Here is an 18,847-nt window from a genome sequence, read left to right as displayed (position 1 = left end):
GGACCGCTTTACAGGTACTGACCGGTGTTCGTGGCGGTGTCTATCGCCCGCCCCGAATCCTGGTTCTTGCCGGTGACGAGCGTACGGATGTAGACGATCCGCTCGCCCTTCTTGCCGGAGATCCGGGCCCAGTCGTCCGGGTTGGTGGTGTTGGGCAGGTCCTCGTTCTCCGCGAACTCGTCGACGATCGCGTCCAGCAGATGCTGCACGCGGAGGCCGGGCTGCTTGGTCTCCAGCACCGACTTGATCGCCGACTTCTTCGCCCGGTCCACGATGTTCTGGATCATCGCGCCCGAGTTGAAGTCGCGGAAGTACAGGACTTCCTTGTCACCGTTGGCGTAGGTGACCTCGAGGAACCGGTTCTCGTCCGTCTCCTCGTACATCCGCTCGACCGTGTGCTGGATCATCGCGTCGAACGTCGCCCGCACATCGCCGCCGAACTCGGCGAGGTCGTCCGAATGGATCGGCAGACCGTCGGACAGGTACTTGGAGAAGATGTCCTTCGCGCCTTCGGCGTCCGGACGCTCGATCTTGATCTTGACGTCGAGCCGGCCCGGCCGCAGGATCGCCGGGTCGATCATGTCCTCGCGGTTGGAGGCGCCGATGACGATGACGTTCTCCAGGCCCTCGACACCGTCGATCTCCGAAAGCAGCTGCGGGACGATCGTGGTCTCCACGTCGGAGGACACGCCCGAACCGCGAGTGCGGAAGATCGAGTCCATCTCGTCGAAGAACACGATCACCGGAGTGCCTTCGGAGGCCTTTTCCCGAGCCCGCTGGAAGATCAGGCGGATGTGCCGCTCGGTCTCCCCGACGAACTTGTTCAGCAGCTCCGGACCCTTGATGTTCAGGAAGTAGGACTTCCCGTCCGCCGCGTCGCCGCGTGCTTCCGCGACCTTCTTGGCGAGCGAGTTGGCCACCGCCTTCGCGATGAGGGTCTTACCGCAGCCAGGAGGCCCGTAGAGCAGCACGCCCTTGGGCGGGCGCAACTGGTACTCCTGGTAGAGATCCGCGTGCAGGAACGGAAGCTCGACGGCGTCGCGGATCTGCTCGATCTGCCTGCCGAGGCCACCGATGTCCTCGTAGCGGACGTCGGGCACCTCCTCGAGCACGAGATCCTCGACCTCCGCCTTCGGCACGCGCTCGTAGGCGTAACCGGCCTTCGAGTCCACCAGCAGGGAATCGCCCGGCTTGAGGGGCTGCTCGGCCAGCGGATCGGAGAGCAGGACGACCCGCTCCTCGTCCGCGTGCCCGACCACCAGCGCACGGGGGCTGCCGCCCTCGACGTCCGGTGCCAGCACCTCGCGCAGCGCGCAGACCTCGCCGATCCGCTCGAAGTCACCGCCTTCGACGACGGTGAGCGCCTCGTTGAGCCGCAACGCCTGTCCGCGCTGCAGCGACGAGACCTCCACCGCGGGTGAGACCGAAACCCGCATCTTGCGGCCCGCGGTGAACACGTCCACCGTGTTGTCCTCGTACGCGGTGACGAACACGCCGTAACCGCTCGGAGGCTGGGCCAGCCTGTCGACCTCCTCTCGCAACGCGAGCAACTGGCCACGCGCCTCGCGGAGCGTTTCGACCAGTTTCGTGTTGCGTTCCGTGAGTTGGCTCACTCGTTCCGACGCCTCGGCGAGTCGCTGCTCCAGCACTCGGTTCTGACGTGGCGAATCGGTGAGCTTCCGGCGCAACAGGGCTACTTCCTCCTCGAGGAAGCGAATTTGACGTGCCTGCTCGTCGGACGTGGTTCCAGCTCCGGTCGTTTCTGAAGGGTCGGCCTCCTCGCGCCGACCTCCGGGAAGGTCATGATGCATCGGGCACCTCCTCGGAGTGCTTTTCATTCCACGGTACCGGCGATCACCGACAATAAAAGGCCTTTCCGCATCACAAGATCGGCGCGTCGCGTTCCGGACGACCTGACAGCACGTACCTCCGTGCCGCGCAAGGGGCCATCCCGGTGCCGGGTCCGGCACTCTCCTGGTCACATTCCGTCCACCTGGCCTGACCTGCGGCGGGCTACCCGGCTCCGTCCGGGTGCAAACGGGTTTCCGGTATCAGTTCGGCCCTAATCGAGCGGCGATCCGGCTCGGTGGCTAGCATCGGGCCGACGTTCGCCGGGGAGGCGGACCGGCAGGTCGTGTTGAGCATTTTCGCAGAACAGCTAGGGGGCAACAGCCATGACTTACCCGCCGCAACAGCCCGGCGGCTACGGACAGGATCCGTACGGCCAGCAGCAGGGCGGGTACCCGCAGAGCGGCCCCCAGCCGCAGCAGGGATACCCCGGTGGCGGCCAGTACGGCCAGCAGCAGCCCGGTCAGTACGGACAGGACCCGTACGGCCAGCAGCAGGGCGGGTACCCGCAGAGCGGCCCCCAGCCCCAGCAGGGATACCCCGGTGCCACGCAGCAGTTCGGCCAGGCGGATCCGTACGGGCAGCAGCAGGGCGGCTACAACGCCTACCCGCAGGAAGGCGGCTACGGGGGCGAGCCGCCCAAGAAAAAGAAGACCGGTCTGATCGTCGGGATCGCGATCGGCGCGGTCGTGCTGGTCGGTGGCGGTGTCACCGCCCTCGTCATCGCGCTGAACTCGGGTGACGACAACCCGACCGCGGCTCCGCCCGCCAGTTCCAGCAGCGCCGCTCCGACGGGTTCCGCTTCGTCCTCGAAGCCGTCCACTTCCTCGACCCGGAGCAAGTCCAGCTCGCCGAGCACCTCGTCGTCCCCCAAGGGCACGGGGCCGGCTCCGCTGGGCAAGGCGACGCCGCAGGAGGTGGCGCAGGCGGTCATCGCGGCCTACAACTCGGGTGACGGGAAGACCGTCGCGCAGTCGGCCTGCCGCAGCGTGAACACGAAGGACGAAGTCCCCATCGCGAAGGACATCAAGATGGAGGCGACCGGCGACATGCAGGTCACCGGGGACTCCGCCAAGCAGCCCGCGAAGGTCACTCAGGGCAGCAAGACCGACTCGGGCAACTTGAACTTCAAGAAGGAGTCCGACCTCTGGTGCTTCACCGGCGGCAAGAGCTGACCCGGAACCGGTGTCCAGCAGGCTGATCGCCGTTCTCGCCGGATGCGGCGCGGTCGTGGTCGGTGTCGTGGTAGGGCTGCTCCTGGTGGCCCCGTCCGGCTCCGAACCGGCCGCGCCGGATTCGGTGGCGCCCACGTCCTGGCCGAGTTCGTCCCGTCCGGTCCCGGTGGATCCGGACGTGGCGGCGGTCGAGGTGGTCGGCAAGGCGATCGCCGCCGCCATCGTCAATCACGACGCGACGGCGTTCGGCAAGCTCACCTGCGTCCAGCAGTCTTCGGCCGATCTGGCCGCGCTCAAACGGAAGTGGGAGGCCGCGGGCAAGGTGTCCGCGACCGTCCCGGACCCGCCGACGGTCGGCGGCGACTCGGCCACCGTGACGGTGCACGTCGAGGGCGCGGGCGGCCGGAAGGACACGCCTTTTCCCTTGAAGAAGCGCGACGGCAAGTGGTGCGTGCCGTGATGTCGGCCGAGCGCTGACGAAACTCGCCGAAGGGGCGTCTGTCCGCTTGCAACTTGCGTTGTGCTCCGTGAAGGCCCACAGGTGGTCGTGAGTGGCAAGTGGGGTTAGAACACGATTCGCCACTCACGACCCGTCGGCACAGCCCGGTCTGGGGGCGGCCGTTGTGAAAGCCACTTTCGGCCGGGTCAGCCCTTGCCGGAGCGGCGGTGGACCCGCGGCGACACGGTCCCGTCCGCCAGACGGCGCGCCGTCAGCAGGAAGGCGGTGTGCGCGACCATCCGGTGATCCGGCCGCACCGCGAGGCTCACGACGTGCCAGGGCCGCATGAGCGTCTCCCACGACTCCGGCTCGGTCCAGCACTGCTGGTCCCGCAAGGCTTCCGTGATCCGCGAAAGCTGTGTGACCGTCGCCACATAGACCGTGAGGACGCCTCCGGGCACCAGATGCGCGGCGACCGTCTCGAGCTGGTCCCAAGGCGCCAGCATGTCGAGGACGACGCGGTCGACCTCTCCGGTGTGCGTCGACAGGTCCGCGACGGTCAGCGACCAGTTGTCCGGTTTGTGGCCGAAGAACTTCTCGACGTTCCGTTCGGCGTGCTCCGCGTGGTCATCCCGGATCTCGTAGGACTGCACGGTCCCTTCCGAACCGACCGCCCGCAGCAGCGAACAGGTCAGCGCGCCCGAACCGGCGCCCGCCTCCAGCACCCGCGCGCCCGGGAAGATGTCGCCCCACATGACGATCTGCGCGGCGTCCTTCGGGTAGATCACCTGCGCGCCACGCGGCATCGACAACACGTAGTCCGGCAGCAGCGGGCGCAGCGCCAGATAGTGGCTGCCGCCGGCCGAGGTGACGACCGAACCCTCCTGTGCCCCGATCACGTCGTCGTGCGCCAAAGCGCCGCGATGGGTGTGATACTGCTGTCCCTCGGCGAGGACCATGGTGTAGTGCCGCCCCTTGGAGTCGGTCAGCTGAACCCGGTCACCAACACGAAACGGCCCTCGGACCGACACTGAACCTCCATACCCGCGTACTGATCGACGACCGATCCTCGCAGGTGGCCGTACCGCGCTACGCCGGGGGTCGGCTCCGGGTCATCGCGGCGCGCAGGTCCTCACGCCGGAGCACCCCCGCCGGCCTGCCTTCGTCGTCCACGACGAGGAACTGCCAGGCGGCGGTTTCGCGGACGCGCTCGGCGATCTCCTCCCCCGACTCCGAGGAGAGCAGCACGGTTTCGGCGCGGATCGGTTCCGCGGCCATCTCCGCGGGCGCGTGCGGCGAAGTCCCCGCCAGGTGCGCGGCCGCCGTCTCGTCGAGCAGTCCGGCCGCGACTCCGTCGGCGCGCACCAGGACCACTCCGCGGCCCGCGGAAGCGGCAAGCGCGTCCGAGACGGGGCTCTCCGCGGGAAGCTGGAGAACGGGCCGGACGAGCTCGCTCAGCCGCACGCCCTCGGGCCAGCCTCGGCGTGTTTCGGCGGCGAGTTCGCTTCGCGCGCCGAGGATCACGAACCACGCCGTCACGACGCAGACACCGAGCCGGAGCCACCGGTCCTCGCTGCCGGCCGCCAGGCCCCACAGTGCCCAGACGACCAGTCCCGCCGCGACGACGCCGCCCCCGGCGACCGCGGCCCGGGTGCCCTTCTCCCGGCGGCCCGTGGCCGCCCAGACCCCGGCCCGCACGAGCCGTCCGCCGTCGAGCGGGAGCCCGGGCAGGAGGTTGAAGATCCCGACGGCGAAGTTCGCGACGGCGCATTCGGCGATGAGCAGCCACGCCGCGCTCTCGCCCGGGACGGCGAACATGAGCAGCCCGCAGAAACCGCCGAGCAGCAACGAAACCACCGGCCCGGCGGCGGCGACGAGACCTTCCTGACGCGGCTGGCGGGGAGTCCTCGCGACCTCCGAAAGACCGCCGAGCAGAAACAGGCGCAGGCGCCGGACGGGGATGCCGAGCCGCAAGGCCACCAGGCAGTGCCCGAGTTCGTGCGCGAGCACCGAAAGTCCGAGAAGGACCGCGAACGCGGCCGCCAGCAGCCACGAGGTCAGCGTCGTCGCGCCGGGCAGGAGCCGTCCGACCAGTGGCGTGTAGAGCACCACGATGATCAGGGAACCGATCCACCACGAAGGGGCGAGCAGCACGGGAATCCCGGAGACACGGAACAGCAGGAGACCACCCTCCGGTGCCACGCCTCGTCGAGGCGGGCCCTGCTCACCCGTCACCGCCATGTGTCAGAGCGTAGATGTCCAGGTGTGGGGTGCTGGTAACCCGCCCTTCCCGTCCGGGTGGTGTCCGTCATGCCGCTCCGGTGCGTTGCGGTCCCGAAACTGTCGGTGCCCGGCGATACCCTTCTCCCATGCCCGACACCGACACGGTCACCGCCGATCCGCCGCCCGGCGCCGAAGTCCCGCGCCGTCGGCCGGCCCTGTCCCCGTCGCGTGCCAGCGACTTCAAGCAGTGCCCGCTGCTCTACCGCTTCCGCGCGGTGGACAGACTTCCCGAGATCCCGACGAAGGCCCAGCTCCGCGGCACGCTGGTGCATTCGGTGCTGGAGCGCCTGTTCTCCCTCCCGCAGGCCGAACGCACCCCGCCGCAGGCCAAGGAGCTGCTCGCGCCGGCGTGGGAAGACCTGTCCGCGGAACGTCCGGAGTGGATCGAGCTGTTCGATCAGGACGACCCTGAGGCCGTCACCTCATGGCTCTCGTCGGCCGAGCAGCTCGTCGACACGTACTTCGGCCTGGAAGATCCGCGCCGTCTGGAGCCCGAGGCGTGTGAGCTGCACGTCGAGATCGAGCTGGGCTCCGGAGTGCTGCTGCGGGGCTACGTCGACAGGCTGGACGTGGCGCCGACCGGCGAGATCCGGGTCGTCGACTACAAGACCGGCGCCGCGCCCCGCGAGATCGGCGAGGCCAAGGCGATGTTCCAGATGAAGTTCTACGCCGTGGTCCTCTGGCGGCTTCGCGGTGTCGTGCCACGTCAGCTGAAACTGATGTACCTCACCGACGGCCAGTCCCTCGCGTACACGCCCGACGAGGGCGAGCTGATCCGCTTCGAGCGCACGCTGGAGGCGATCTGGCAGGCGATCCTCAAAGCGGGCAAGACCGGCGATTTCCGGCCCAATCCGAGCAAACTCTGCGCGTGGTGCGACCACCAGGCGCTCTGCCCGCAGTACGGCGGCACTCCCCCGCCGTACCCCGGCTGGCCGGAACCGGATCCCGGCGAGGAGTCCGTATTGGACCGCGCGGACTAGGGTGCCTTTCGTGACGGATGCCTTCTATGTACCGACCGGCGAGGGGCTCTTCCTCCCGACCCGGCACACCGCCGGCCCGTGGACCCCGGACGCGCAGCACTTCGGGCCGCCGTCGGCGTTGCTGGTCCGCGCGCTGGAGGACGTCGAGGCACCGCACGTCAGCCAGCTGGCGCGGGTGACGATCGAGATCCTCGGGCCCGCCCCGCTGAAGGAGCTTTCGGTACGGGCCTGGGTGGAACGACCGGGACGGTCGGTGGAGTGGCTGGAAGCGGAGCTCTCCCACGGGGAGCGAGTGGTCGGCCGTGCCTCGGCGTGGCGCATCGCGACCTCGGACACCACCGCCGTGGCCACGGCGGAAGGCCCCGCGCTGCCGCCGCCGGACGACCTCCCGACGTCGAACTGGCCGGAAGGCTGGCACGGCGGCTACCTCGACGCCGTCGAGTGGCGGCGTGTCGAGGGCGCGCTGGACGAGCCCGGGCCGGCGACGGTCTGGGGTCGTCAGCGTGTCGCACTCGTGGACGGGGAGAAGCCGAGCGCGCTGCAGCGGCTGTTCGTCCTGGCGGACTCGGGCAACGGGATTTCGAATTTCCTCGACCCGCGCGAGTGGTGGTTCATCAACTCCGAGCTGACCGTGCACCTCCGCCGCCCGCCGCTGGGCGACTGGATCGGCGTCGACGCGGCCACCCTGGTCGGCCCGAACGGCATTGGAACGGCGACCACGACCCTGCACGACGTCTCCGGCCCGATCGCCTCCGGAGCACAGGCTCTCCTGGTGCGACCGCGACAGGCGGGCTGATAGACGCGCTTTCTCGGCGTGTTTCCAATAGCCTTCCCGGAACAACAGACGCAGGGAGCGCTTCGGCATGCAGATCACCTCGGTGGTCAACCAGAAAGGCGGGGTCGGCAAGACCTCACTCAGCGTGGGCGCGGCGGCCGCTTTGGCCGAACGCGGTCGCCGGGTGCTGCTGATCGACCTCGACCCACAGGGCCACGCGACGACCGAACTTCTCGGGCTCGACGAAGTCGCGCCCGATATGCCCAGCCTGGCAAAAGCCCTGACCAAGGTGTGGAAGGGCTCGATCGAGGAACTCGCGGTGCGGCATCCGCGCAGCAACCTCGGGCGGGGTGGCGCGTTCGACGTCATCCCGACGTCGCCGGGAATGTTCGACCTCATCCGGCGGCTGGACCAGTTCCGCGTCCCCGGCTGGCAGCTCGCCAGGGTCATCCAGTTCGCCAACTACGACCACATCATCATCGACTGCCCGCCCGCGCTCGACGTGCTGACCAACAACGCGCTGGCCGCTTCGCACGGGATCCTGGTGCCGGTGCAGCCGGACCGGACCAGCATCCGGGCGCTGCGCCTGCTTTCGGACCAGGTGCGGTACGTCGAACAGACCGTCGGCCGTCCGCCGATCGCTTACTACGGCCTGGTTCCGGGGCTGTACCGCCGGCCGGTCTCGCATTACGCGGCGGCCGCGTTGCAGGAGCTGTACACCTTCGGGATCCCGATGCTCTCGCACATCCCGCTGGGTGTGGTGATGAACGAGGCGGCCGCGCACGGTGTCCCGGTGACCACGTACGCACCGGAAACACTGCAGGCGCTGTCGTTCCGGGAGATCGCGGAAACGCTGGACGGGTACGCGACGAACCACCCGGCCGCGGCGATCGTGCCCGCGGACGAGGAGTTCGTCTTCGAGGACTTCATCACCGAGGTCTCGGTGACCCGCAGCGCCAACGACAACGGCGCCCGGAAGCGGCTCTACGACCTCATGCCCAAGAAGCCGAACCGGCCCCGGTAGCGCATGCCATGAATGGTCCGTTCCTTGCAAAATCTGCAAGGAACGGACCATTCATGGCGTTCTGGAGCAGTGTCAGAGGCGGCAGGCCCGGATGTCCGAGGCCAGGACGGCCTTGGCGCCGGTCTCGGCGAGCTCGTCCATGATCCGGTTGACCTCCTTGCGCGGCACCATCGCCCGCACGGCCACCCAGTCCGCGTCCGCCAGCGGAGCGACGGTCGGGGATTCGAGACCCGGCGTGATGGCGATGGCCGCGTCGAGCAGCGAACGCGGGCAGTCGTAGTCCAGCATCATGTAGTGCTGGGCGAACACGACGCCCTGCAGCCGTGCCTGCAGCTGGTCCTTGGGCCGGGTGTGCTCGGTCCCGGCGCGCTGGAGCAGCACGGCCTCGGACACGCAGATCGGGTCCCCGAAGGCCACGAGGTTGTGCTGGCGCAGCGAACGCCCGGACTCGACGACGTCGGCGATAGCGTCGGCCACACCGAGCTGGATCGAGATCTCGACCGCGCCGTCGAGGCGGATGACCTCCGCCTCCACCCCGTGCTGCTTCAGGTTCTCCCGCACGAGCCTCGGGTACGACGTCGCGAGGCGCTTGCCCTGCAGGTCCTCGACCTTCCAGTCCCGGCCCGAAGGCGCGGCGTACCGGAAGGTGGACCCGCCGAAGCCGAGGCCGAGGATCTCCTCCACCGGGGCGCCGGAGTCGAGCGCGAGGTCGCGGCCGGTGATGCCGAGGTCCAGCTCGCCGGATCCGACGTAGATCGCGATGTCCTTGGGGCGCAAGAAGAAGAACTCGACCTCGTTGACCGTGTCCAGGACGGTCAGATCGCGGGCCTCATGTCGCTTGCGGTAGCCGGCCTCTCCGAGCATCTCCGACGCGGCGGCGGCGAGGGCTCCCTTGTTCGGCACGGCGACACGCAGCATTGCTTCTCCTTGGTTCTCCGGACGCGGACGCGTCACAGGTACCGGTACACATCCTCTTTCGACAGGCCACGGCCGATCATGAGCACCTGCAACCGGTACAGCAGCTGTGAAATCTCCTCCGCGAGCCTGTCGTCGGATTCGTGCTCGGCGGCGATCCACACCTCGCCCGCCTCTTCGAGCACCTTCTTGCCCTGTGCGTGCACTCCCGCGTCCAGCGCGGCGACGGTGCCGGAACCGTCGGGGCGCGTACGGGCGCGCTCGGCAAGCTCGGCGAACAGCTCATCGAAGGTCTTCACAGTCTGGAGATCCTTCCATCCGCGCTCGGGTCGCGCTGCCCCGGGCCGGTGTGTTGCCGCTCGCGTCACACCTCAGAACAGCGCCGCGCCGCCCCGCTCGAAGTCGAGCAGGTGCCGCTTCCGTTCGACACCACCGCCGTAACCGGTCAGATCGCCGTTGGAGCCGATCACGCGATGGCACGGCACGATGATGCCGATCGGGTTCTTCCCGTTCGCGAGCCCGACGGCGCGCGACGCGGTGGGCCTGCCGAGGCGGTCGGCGAGTTCGCCGTAGGAGACCGTCTCGCCATACGGGATGCCGAGCAGGCCTTCCCAGACCATCCGCTGGAAGTCGGTGCCGCCGAAGCTCAGCGGAAGTTCGAAGTCCTTCCGCTGACCCGCGAAGTACTCCTTGAGCTGCTTCTCGGTCTCCACGAAGAGCGGCGCGCCCGGATCCGGGTGGCCGAAAGTCTCCTCGTCCGGACGGTGGCGCTGCCGGACCATGTACAGACCGCAGAGGCTCTCGCCGTCGGCGACCAGGGTCAGCCGGTCGTACGGGCTGTCGATGACGGTGTGCGTGCGCATGGCGCTCCTCGGAACTCAGGCGGCGGGCAGCCGGTTGATCGGGTGATCCCCGGTCGCCCAGAGATGCTGGACGGCGTAGGCGCGCCACGGACGCCAGCGTTCGGCGTGCGCGGAGAACTCTGCAGGGGTGAGCCCGAGCCCCTTCGCGGCGACCTTGACTCCGAGGTCGGTCGGCAGGAAAGCGTCCGGGTCGCCGAGCGAGCGCATCGCGATGCTCTCGACCGTCCACGGCCCGAAGCCGGGCAGCGCGTTCAACTGTTCCCGGGCGCGCTGCCAGTCGCTTCCCGCGCCGAGGTCGAGTTCGCCGTTGTTCAGTTCGGCGACGAGGCCGAGCAGGGTCCGCTTGCGGCTTTGCGGCATCGCGAGGCTCTCCGGGTCGATCTCCGCGAGCGCGGCGGCGTCCGGGAAGACGTGGGTGAGCCCGCCCTCGGGATCGTCGACGGGCTCTCCGTGCGCGAGGACCAGCCGGGCGGCGTGGGTCCGGGCGGCGGCGGTCGAGACCTGCTGGCCCAGGACGGCGCGGACGGCGAACTCGTCGCCGTCGACCGTCCTCGGCACCCGCCTGCCCGGTGCGGCGGCCACGAGTGGCCCGAGCAGCTTGTCCGCCGCCAGGGCGTCGTCGACCGCGACCGGGTCGGCGTCGAGGTCGAGCAGACGGCGGCAGCGGCTGATCGCGGTCGAGAGGTCCCGCAGGTCCGACAGGGTGAGCCGGCAACCGATGTAGCCGTCTTCGGGTTTGAGCGCGACGACGGCCGGGCCGTGCGGCAACCTCAACGTCCGCCGGTACGCGCCGTCGTGCCATTCCTCGACGCCGGGGACGCCGGTCGCGACCAGATGCCCGAAGAGGTTGTCCGGGAACAGCGGTTCGCGATACGGCAGGCGCAGGTTCAGCGTCCCGGGCGCGGTCGCCGGCGCGGTGCGGACGCGGGCCCGCAGTTCGGTCGGGGACAGCGCGAACACCTCGCGGACGGTGTCGTTGAAGGTCCGGACGCTGCCGAACCCCGCGGCGAGGGCGACGTCGATCATCGACAGGCCGGTCGTCTCGATCAGCAACCGCGCCGTCTGCGCGCGCTGCGCCCTGGCGAGGCTGAGCGGGCCCGCGCCGAGTTCGGCGCGCACGTGCCGCTCGACCTGCCGGACGCTGTAGCCCAGCCGGGCGGCCAGCCCGCTCACGCCGTCGGTGTCGACGACGCCGTCGGCGATCAGCCGCATCGCCCTGGCCACGACGTCCGCGCGCTCGTTCCACTGCGGCGAACCGGGGCTCGCGTCCGGTCGGCACCGCTTGCAGGCGCGGAAGCCGGCCTCCTGTGCGGCCGCCGCGCTCGGGTAGAACGACATGTTCTCCGGTTTGGGCGGGACGACGGGACAGCTCGCCCGGCAGTAGATCCGCGTCGTCAGGACGGCGGTGAAGAACCAGCCGTCGAACCGGGCGTCCTTCGCCTGGACCGCTCGCACGCAACGCTCGAAATCCTCATGCACCCGGCAAGCATCACCGACCGCACGGGGTGCGGTCTAGCGGAAACGCGACATGGCTGTCAGGGCAGGAGCGCGGTCAGTGTGGGCACGTCGAGACCGACCAGCGACGAACGGAACACGCGCCGCTCTCCCGGTTCGACGTCGACGTCGTTCGGGATCACCACGACGGTGCAGCCCGCCGCGACGGCGGAAGCCGCGCCCGGCGGGGAATCCTCGATCGCGACGCACCGGGAAGCCGGGACTCCCAGCAACTCCGTCGCCAGCTCATACGGCCTGGCCTCGGGCTTGTTCAGACCATCGACCTCGTCACCGCAGACGGTGGCGGCGAAGTACTCGCGGCCGATGGTGTTGAGCGCGAGCTCGGTCAGCGACCGTTCGGTGGAGGTGACCAGCGCCATCGGGACCCCGTTGGCGCGCAACAGTTCGAGCAGCTCCTGCGCGCCGGGACGCCACGGGAGGGGGCCGTCGAAGAGGTTGGCCGTCCGCTCGCGGATCCACTCCCCCATCTCCGTGATCGACTCCGGGGTGACGGGCTTGCCGCACACTTCCAGCAGGAACGCGGCCGTGTCGTCCATATTGGACCCGACGAGACTCAGGCGCTGCTCTTCGGTCAGCGTGCCGCCGAGGGTTTCGACGGCCTCGTAGAGGGCGACGTCCCACAGCTTCTCCGAGTCGACCAGCGTGCCGTCCATATCCCACAGCACGGCGGCGAGTCCGTCCAGTGTGGACGGTTCGGTCACGGCTCCCCCTCACGATCGGGTCCTGCACGAATCGACGTTCCGTACCCCACGGTAGCCGAGGCGCGATCACGTCGGCGCCGTGGCATTGCGCCTGGAATGTCGCGTTACCGAAGATCTGGGTAGTTCGCCCTGAGCGAAGGCGATCGGACATGCTCAACGGTGAATACCCGCCTGGTCGTAGGCTGGTCCGGTGAGTGAGCCCGTCGACGAGACCCAGCGGCCCGGCCGCGACCACCCGGATGACACCAAGCCGATCATGATCGTCGCCTTCGAAGGATGGAACGACGCAGGTGACGCGGCCAGCCGGGCGGTCGAGCATCTTCAGCTCAACTGGGATGCGACTCCGCTGAGCGAGCTGAGCCCGGACGAGTACTACGACTTCCAGGTGAGCAGACCGACCGTGCGCATGGTCGACGGCGTCACCCGAAGGGTCGACTGGCCGACCACGCGGCTCTCGGTGTGCCGTCCCGAGGGTCTCAGCCGGGACATCGTGCTGGTCCAGGGACCCGAGCCGAACATGCGCTGGCGCGCCTTCTGCGCCGAGCTGCTGGAGCACATCCAGCAACTGGACGTGGCCACCGTCGTCACCCTCGGCGCACTGCTGGCCGACACCGCGCACACCCGGCCCGTCCCGGTCACCGGAACGGCGTACGACAAGGACACCGCTTCGCAGTTCGGCCTGGAGCTGAACAACTACCAGGGGCCGACCGGCATCGTCGGGGTCCTGCAGGACTACTGCGTGCAGGCGGGTGTCCCGGCCGTCTCGATCTGGGCGGCCGTGCCGCACTACGTCTCGCATCCGCCGTCGCCCAAGGCGACGCTGGCGCTGCTGCACAAGCTCGAAGACGTCCTCGACGTCGAAATCCCGCTCGGCGCCCTGCCCGAGCAGGCCGAGGAGTGGCAGCGGACGGTCACCGAGATGGCCGAAGAGGACGAGGAGATCAGCGAGTACGTCCGGGGACTCGAGGAGCGCGGTGACGCGGAAACCGAGTTCACGCTGGACGACGTGAGCGGGGACAAGATCGCGGCCGAGTTCGAGCGATACCTGCGGCGCCGTCGTCCGGGCCAGGACGGTCCCGGGCGGGGCTGACCGCGCTCTCCTCCCGCAGATGTCATGAAAGGGTCGTTCCTGGCGAAAAACGTCAGGAACGACCCTTTCATGACATCCAGGTCAACGCGGCCCGGAAGCGACGGGTCAGAAGATGCGGCGCAGCGGGATCGGCCCCCGCGCCCGCTTCCGCCACTCACGCGGATAGCCCAGCGAGACCTCTTCGAAGCGCACCCCGTCCGCCTCGGTGGAGCGCGGGATGTGCAGGTGCCCGTAGACGGCCACCTCCGCCCGGAACCGCTGGTGCCAGTCCTCGGTCTCGGTCGTCCCGCACCACAGCGCGAACTCCGGGAAATACAGCGGCGCGGTCGGGTGCCGGTGCAGCGGCCAGTGCGACATCAGGATCGTCCCGTGGTCCTCGGGGATCGCCTCCAGCCGCTCCGTGCTGATCTTCACCCGGTCGGCGCACCAGGCCTGCCTGCTGGGGTACGGGTCGGGGTGCAGGAAGAACTCGTCCGTGCACAGCACGCCCGCTTCGCGCGCCTGGTCGATGGCGGCGAGCATCGGCAGCCCCTCGGCCGCGGGGGTCCGCCAGCTGTAGTCGTACAGCACGAACAGCGGCGCGATCGTGAGCGGCTTCTCCTGGTGTTCCCACACCGGGTACGGATCCTCCGGGGTGAGGACGTCGATCTCCTGGCACCGCTCGACCAGATGCTCGTAACGCGCCTGGCCCCGGAGCTGACACTCGTCCTTCTGGGTGGTCCACAGCTCGTGGTTGCCGGGCACCCAGACGACCTTCGCGAAGCGTTCCCGCAAGGTCTTGAGCACCCCGATCACGGATTCGGCGCGTTCGGCGACGTCACCGGCCACGAGCAGCCAGTCGTCGGGGGTCCGGGGGACGACCTCGTCGACGAGCGGGGCGTTGCCCTCATGGGTGACGTGGAGGTCGCTGGTGGCGAAGAGATGCGGCACTCCACCACCGTAGCTTCACTCGGACCGGCGAACCGCCAAAACCGCATCGCGGCGTAACCGGCCCGACGCCGACACGCCCAGGACGATCAGCGCCGAGAGGGTGTGCAGACCTGCTTGGACGTTCAGCAGGACTCCGCTGCCGAGCACTCCCATCAGGCCTCCTGCCAGCAGCGCGCCCAGCGCGGTGAATCCGGCGGTCCCGGCGAACACGGTGCTCAGGACACGTCCGGACCGTTCCGGCGACGCGGTCGTCTGGACCAGTGAGAGCAAACCGGACCCGGCGAGGACCCCGGGGGCGCCGACCAAGCCGAACAGTCCGATGAAGACACCCAGCGACGCGGTCAGGGCGGGCAGGTTCCAGATTACCGCCGACAGCAGGCCGAGCGCGAGCCCGCCCCAGCCGAGCAGAGCGGTGGGCGCGACCTTGCGGGCGACGGTGGCGACGGCGAATCCCGCGACCAGTCCCCCGAGCGCCTGCACACCGCGCAGGAGGCCGACGTCGCCCTCGGTGCCCTTGAGGATGTCGAGCACGAAGACCACGAACAGCACGAGGAACATGCCCTGCGCCAGGGACGTCAGCACCACGACGACACCGGCGAGACGAAGACGCCGTTCGCGGCCGATCTCGCGAAGCCCGTCGATCCAGGCTCGCAGCACCGGCTCGTGCGGCCCTGCCGCGATCGGCGCGGCGGCCCGCCGGAACGGGCGCGACAGCAGGATCGAGCCGACCGCCAGCACACCGAGATACGCCACCACGACCCAGCCCAGGCCACCGAAACCGAGCAGGAGACCGCCGGCCCAGCCGCCGACGAGGCGCGCGACGCTCCCGTTGATGCTCATCAGGCCGTTGGCGCCGATCAGCTCGTCCGGGGCCACCAGCTCCGGCACCAGGGCGTTGCGGGCGGGCTCGAACAACGAGGCCAGGCCCGCCTGCGCGGCCATCACCCCGTAGATCACGTACGCCGGGCCGCCGGAGCCGACGAACAGCAGCGGCAGCGCCACGAACGCCTGCCCCGCGCACACCACGCACAGCACCAGCCGCCGGTTCCAGCGGTCCGCCACGACGCCGGCGACCGGGCTGAGCAACACCGCGGGCAGCAGGCCGAGGACGATGCTCAGCGCCGTGGTGGCCGCGGAACCGGTGGTCTGGAAGATGAACACCGGCAGCGCGATCTGCAGCATCCACTCGGCGGTCTCGGAGAAGAACGCGGCGATCCACAGCCGCGCGAACGCGGGTTCTCTCAACGGTCTCATGTGCTCGGCTTCCCCTCGGCGTCGATGCGCGGGAACGCCCGGAGTCCCAAGTGGACCGGCAGGGCTCCCGCGGGAGCGTCGTCGCGGATCGCGCCGACGTAAGGCCGGACCAGCGCGTCGATCGCGTGGACCAGCTCCTTCAGCTCGGCCGCGGTCACCCGCAGCGAATAGGTGTTGATCCCGGACGCGTCGCGCCATTCCTTGTCGAGGCTGTCGGCAGCGTCGAAATAGCGTTCGACGAGCTCCTTCTCCCGAGTCAGGGTGGTGCCGACGACCGCCAGCTGCGTCCCGTGCAGCTCCGGGTCGTCGCCGAGCTCGATGCCGACCTGGCAGGCACGCCAGGGCCGCTCTCGGCCGTCCTCCCCCTCCGCCCGTTCCACGAGACCGTGCTGGGCCAGCTGGCGCAGGTGCCAGCTGCAGTTCGAGGCGGTCGAGCCGACCGCTGCCGCGCATTCGCTCGCGGTGCGCGGGCCGACCGCCATCAGGTGGTCCACCAGCGCCGAGCGCAGCGGATGCGCCAGCGCCCGCATCAGCTCGACGTCTTCGATCCGCTTGCGCGGCGGCAACCCGGCCATCGCCTCGATCCAATCTGAAAGAATTCTTTCAAAAGTTCTCTTTCAGATTTACAGGCGGCCGCCGGGATGTCAAGCGGCACTCGATACCCTTGCCGGGACAGTTGCCGCATGACGCAGTAACTGCACATGTCAACTACTGCCCAAGGAAGGCACGTGCCCGACCAGCGAGAACTCGCCACCGCGGCCGCACTGGAGATCCCCCGGTTCGTCAGCGCGACCGTCCTGTTCCAGACGGCCATGGCCGAGCAGCTCGGGATCAGTCCCACCGAGCTGCACGGACTCCAACTGGTCATCAGCGGGGCCGCGACCTCGCCGACAGAGCTGGCGCGCGCCCTCGGCATGACCACCGGCGCGGTGACCCGCCTGCTCGACCGCATGGAGAAGCGGCGCCTGGTCGAGCGCGCACCGGATCCCGCCGACCGCCGCCGTCTCGTGGTCCGCCCGCTCCCCGACCGGCTGGAAGACGTGGCCGACCTCTACTCCCCCGTGGCCCGGTTCTTCGGCGACCGGCTCGCACGGCTGGACCGGCGCCAGCTCGCCGCACTGCTCGGCGTCCTGACCGACGGACGCGCCTTCGCCGAACAAGAGGCCACCAGGCTGCGATCCGGATCCCGGAAAGAAGGGGTTGACTAACGCTACATAGGTTGCGTTAGACTCCTCGCATCATGGACAACTGACATCGCACCTTCCCCGTTCCGAGGCGGCTTCGGTCGAGCACGGCTCCCGTAAGTCACGACGCCCAGCGGGGATCCCTCATGTCCGAAGAAGACGCGGTGATGTCGTATGTCTCTTTCCCTGATCGCCAAAGACCTCGTCCACTCCTACGGCGCCCGCGTCGTGCTCGACGGCGTCGACCTCACGGCGTCCGCCGGGCAGCGGCTCGGCCTGGTCGGCGAGAACGGCGTCGGCAAGTCCACGCTGCTGAGGTTGCTGGCCGGGGTCGAAGAGCCCCACGGCGGCGAGGTACTGCGTGGTGACGATCTCGGATTCCTCTTGCAGGAACTGCCTTTCCCGCTCACGGCGCGGTTCTCCGACGTCGTCGACGACGCGCTCACCGAGATACGGCGAGCGTCGGCGAGACTCGACGAGCTGACCGAAGCGCTCGCGGAGCGGCCGGACGACGCGGCGGTGCTCGACGAGTACGGCAGCGTGCTCGAATGGGCCCAGGCGCACGACCTCTGGGACGCCGACCGGCGGGCCGAGGTCGTCTGCGCGGGTCTCGGGCTCGCCGGGATCGACCCGGCGCGCGAACTGGGCACGCTCTCGGGCGGGCAGCGGTCACGGCTCGGCCTCGCCGCGCTGCTGATCCGGCGGCCGGGAACGCTCGTCCTGGACGAGCCGACGAACCATCTCGACGACGCCGCGATGGAGTTCCTGGAACAGCATCTCGCGTCGCTGACCGGTGTCCTCGTGCTGTCGTCACACGATCGCGTGTTCCTGGACGCGGTGTGCACCGACATCGTCGACCTCGACCCGGCGCTGGGTGGCCCGACCCGCTACGGCGGCACGTATTCGGACTACCTGGACCAGAAACGGGCCGAACGGGCGCGCTGGGAACAGCGCTACGCCGAAGAGCAGGACGAACTCAAAGAGCTGCGCGAATCGGTGGCCGTCACCGCGCGCAACGTCGCGCACAACCGGCCGCAGCGCGACAACGCCAAGATGCTCTACGACTTCAAGACCGGGAGGGTGCAGAAGCAGATCTCACGCCGGGTCCGCAACGCCCAGCTGCGGCTGGACGAACTGGAACGCGACCAAGTGCGGAAACCACCCGCGCCCCTGCGGTTCCAGGGCGATCTGACCGGTGAACCCGGAGAAGGCAAGACGGCGATCTCGGTTCGGGACATCGAGATCGCCGGGCGGCTGCGGCTGGCGACCCTCGACATCACGACGACGTCGAGGCTCCTCATCACCGGCGGGAACGGAGCCGGGAAGTCGACGCTGCTGTCGGTTCTCGCCGGCTCGCTGGAGCCCGATTCGGGAACCGTCCTTTCCGGACGCGGCGTGCGGATCGGTATGCTGGCCCAGGATGTCGTGTTCGCCGAACCGGACAAGACCGCGCAGCGGACCTACGCCGAAACCCTCGGCGAGGACGCTCCCCCGTTGCGCGGGCTGGGACTGCTGGCCCCGCGTGATCTCGGGACCCGGGTGGGCGCGCTGTCGGTCGGGCAGCGGCGGCGACTCGCGCTGGCGTTGCTGATCGCCGATCCGCCGGAGGTGCTCCTGCTGGACGAGCCGACGAACCACATCTCGCTCACCTTGGCCGAGGAGTTGTTCGCCGCGCTCGATTCCGCGCCCGGCGCCGTCGTCATCGCTTCGCATGACCGGTGGCTGCGGCGGGACTGGCCGGGCGATCACCTGAGGCTGGAAGCCGGTCGCGTCGCCGTGTAGGGCGTTATACGCGTGTCATGAGGGGTCCCCATAGGACGAACTTTGTCAGAAGGGGACCCCACAACACACAATTCACACCACGAAGACGA

General features: G+C 69.3%; 19 protein-coding genes. 8 read left to right on the top strand and 11 right to left on the bottom strand.

From position 1 onward, the window contains the following. Positions 1-8: 8 nt before the first annotated feature. Entirely contained in the window at positions 9-1,811 is a 1,803-nt protein-coding gene (arc, locus tag AB0N89_RS00155; RefSeq protein WP_364198474.1) for a proteasome ATPase, read from the bottom strand. Positions 1,812-2,174: 363 nt separating this feature from the next. Here arc and AB0N89_RS00150 point away from each other — a divergent pair, with 363 nt between their 5' ends. Further along, the gene (locus AB0N89_RS00150; protein WP_364198471.1) at positions 2,175-3,023 is read left to right on the top strand and encodes a hypothetical protein; all 849 of its coding nucleotides are present in this window, start codon (positions 2,175-2,177) and stop codon (positions 3,021-3,023) included. Between the two features lie 10 nt (positions 3,024-3,033). Continuing rightward, on the top strand, positions 3,034-3,483 hold the full coding sequence (locus AB0N89_RS00145) for a hypothetical protein (RefSeq protein ID WP_364198468.1): 450 nt from the start codon (positions 3,034-3,036) through the stop codon (positions 3,481-3,483). A gap of 185 nt (positions 3,484-3,668) precedes the next feature. Here AB0N89_RS00145 and AB0N89_RS00140 read toward each other — a convergent pair whose 3' ends face one another. Next, positions 3,669-4,493, bottom strand: coding sequence for a tRNA (adenine-N1)-methyltransferase (locus tag AB0N89_RS00140; RefSeq protein WP_007035384.1), 825 nt, complete (start codon positions 4,491-4,493; stop codon positions 3,669-3,671). A 58-nt stretch (positions 4,494-4,551) separates the two neighbouring features. After that, complete coding sequence (locus tag AB0N89_RS00135; RefSeq protein WP_364198465.1) at positions 4,552-5,703, bottom strand: site-2 protease family protein; 1,152 nt, start codon at positions 5,701-5,703, stop codon at positions 4,552-4,554. A gap of 128 nt (positions 5,704-5,831) precedes the next feature. On the opposite strand from AB0N89_RS00135, the gene AB0N89_RS00130 reads away from it, so the two are divergent. The 3 genes from AB0N89_RS00130 (at position 5,832) to AB0N89_RS00120 (ending at position 8,524) form a co-directional block, all read left to right on the top strand. After that, positions 5,832-6,725 (top strand): RecB family exonuclease, encoded by an 894-nt coding sequence (locus tag AB0N89_RS00130; RefSeq protein ID WP_364198463.1) that lies wholly within the window; start codon positions 5,832-5,834, stop codon positions 6,723-6,725. Positions 6,726-6,735: 10 nt separating this feature from the next. Beyond that, complete coding sequence (locus tag AB0N89_RS00125; RefSeq protein WP_364198460.1) at positions 6,736-7,521, top strand: thioesterase family protein; 786 nt, start codon at positions 6,736-6,738, stop codon at positions 7,519-7,521. A 67-nt stretch (positions 7,522-7,588) separates the two neighbouring features. Continuing rightward, positions 7,589-8,524, top strand: coding sequence for a ParA family protein (locus tag AB0N89_RS00120; RefSeq protein WP_364198457.1), 936 nt, complete (start codon positions 7,589-7,591; stop codon positions 8,522-8,524). Between the two features lie 72 nt (positions 8,525-8,596). Here AB0N89_RS00120 and hisG read toward each other — a convergent pair whose 3' ends face one another. The 5 genes from hisG to AB0N89_RS00095 form a co-directional block, all read right to left on the bottom strand. Continuing rightward, positions 8,597-9,442 carry an ATP phosphoribosyltransferase gene (gene hisG / locus AB0N89_RS00115; protein WP_364198454.1) on the bottom strand — a complete coding sequence of 282 codons (846 nt, stop codon included), beginning with the start codon at positions 9,440-9,442 and terminating at the stop codon, positions 8,597-8,599. Positions 9,443-9,474: 32 nt separating this feature from the next. Further along, a complete protein-coding gene (locus AB0N89_RS00110; protein WP_020635144.1) occupies positions 9,475-9,738 on the bottom strand; it encodes a phosphoribosyl-ATP diphosphatase in 264 nt (87 codons plus the stop codon). A 72-nt stretch (positions 9,739-9,810) separates the two neighbouring features. Further along, a complete protein-coding gene (locus AB0N89_RS00105; protein WP_364198451.1) occupies positions 9,811-10,302 on the bottom strand; it encodes a methylated-DNA--[protein]-cysteine S-methyltransferase in 492 nt (163 codons plus the stop codon). Between the two features lie 15 nt (positions 10,303-10,317). Next, the gene (locus AB0N89_RS00100; protein WP_364198449.1) at positions 10,318-11,781 is read right to left on the bottom strand and encodes an AlkA N-terminal domain-containing protein; all 1,464 of its coding nucleotides are present in this window, start codon (positions 11,779-11,781) and stop codon (positions 10,318-10,320) included. Between the two features lie 56 nt (positions 11,782-11,837). Then, the gene (locus tag AB0N89_RS00095) at positions 11,838-12,518 is read right to left on the bottom strand and encodes an HAD family phosphatase (RefSeq protein ID WP_364198446.1); all 681 of its coding nucleotides are present in this window, start codon (positions 12,516-12,518) and stop codon (positions 11,838-11,840) included. A gap of 190 nt (positions 12,519-12,708) precedes the next feature. On the opposite strand from AB0N89_RS00095, the gene AB0N89_RS00090 reads away from it, so the two are divergent. Beyond that, the gene (locus tag AB0N89_RS00090; protein WP_005150209.1) at positions 12,709-13,608 is read left to right on the top strand and encodes a PAC2 family protein; all 900 of its coding nucleotides are present in this window, start codon (positions 12,709-12,711) and stop codon (positions 13,606-13,608) included. 105 nt (positions 13,609-13,713) lie between these two features. Here AB0N89_RS00090 and AB0N89_RS00085 read toward each other — a convergent pair whose 3' ends face one another. The 3 genes from AB0N89_RS00085 to AB0N89_RS00075 are packed head-to-tail and all read right to left on the bottom strand — an operon-like array spanning position 13,714 to position 16,367. Beyond that, positions 13,714-14,538, bottom strand: a complete 825-nt coding sequence (locus AB0N89_RS00085; RefSeq protein WP_364198444.1) for a metallophosphoesterase — start codon at positions 14,536-14,538, stop codon at positions 13,714-13,716. Positions 14,539-14,553: 15 nt separating this feature from the next. Further along, positions 14,554-15,792 carry an MFS transporter gene (locus AB0N89_RS00080; RefSeq protein ID WP_364198441.1) on the bottom strand — a complete coding sequence of 413 codons (1,239 nt, stop codon included), beginning with the start codon at positions 15,790-15,792 and terminating at the stop codon, positions 14,554-14,556. After that, a complete protein-coding gene (locus AB0N89_RS00075; protein WP_364198439.1) occupies positions 15,789-16,367 on the bottom strand; it encodes a helix-turn-helix domain-containing protein in 579 nt (192 codons plus the stop codon). Before AB0N89_RS00075 ends, AB0N89_RS00080 begins: the two co-directional genes overlap by 4 nt. A gap of 153 nt (positions 16,368-16,520) precedes the next feature. Here AB0N89_RS00075 and AB0N89_RS00070 point away from each other — a divergent pair, with 153 nt between their 5' ends. Together AB0N89_RS00070 and AB0N89_RS00065 are read left to right on the top strand one after the other, a co-directional pair. Next, a complete protein-coding gene (locus AB0N89_RS00070) occupies positions 16,521-17,000 on the top strand; it encodes a MarR family transcriptional regulator (protein WP_364198436.1) in 480 nt (159 codons plus the stop codon). A gap of 150 nt (positions 17,001-17,150) precedes the next feature. After that, positions 17,151-18,758, top strand: a complete 1,608-nt coding sequence (locus tag AB0N89_RS00065; protein WP_364198433.1) for an ABC-F family ATP-binding cassette domain-containing protein — start codon at positions 17,151-17,153, stop codon at positions 18,756-18,758. Positions 18,759-18,847: the final 89 nt, after the last annotated feature.

The sequence above is a fragment of the Amycolatopsis sp. NPDC089917 genome (genome assembly GCF_040684635.1).
In the GTDB taxonomy this organism is placed as follows: Bacteria; Actinomycetota; Actinomycetes; order Mycobacteriales; family Pseudonocardiaceae; genus Amycolatopsis.
Note: the sequence above shows the minus strand (reverse complement) of the source record. Positions and strands in the feature narration are given on the sequence as shown.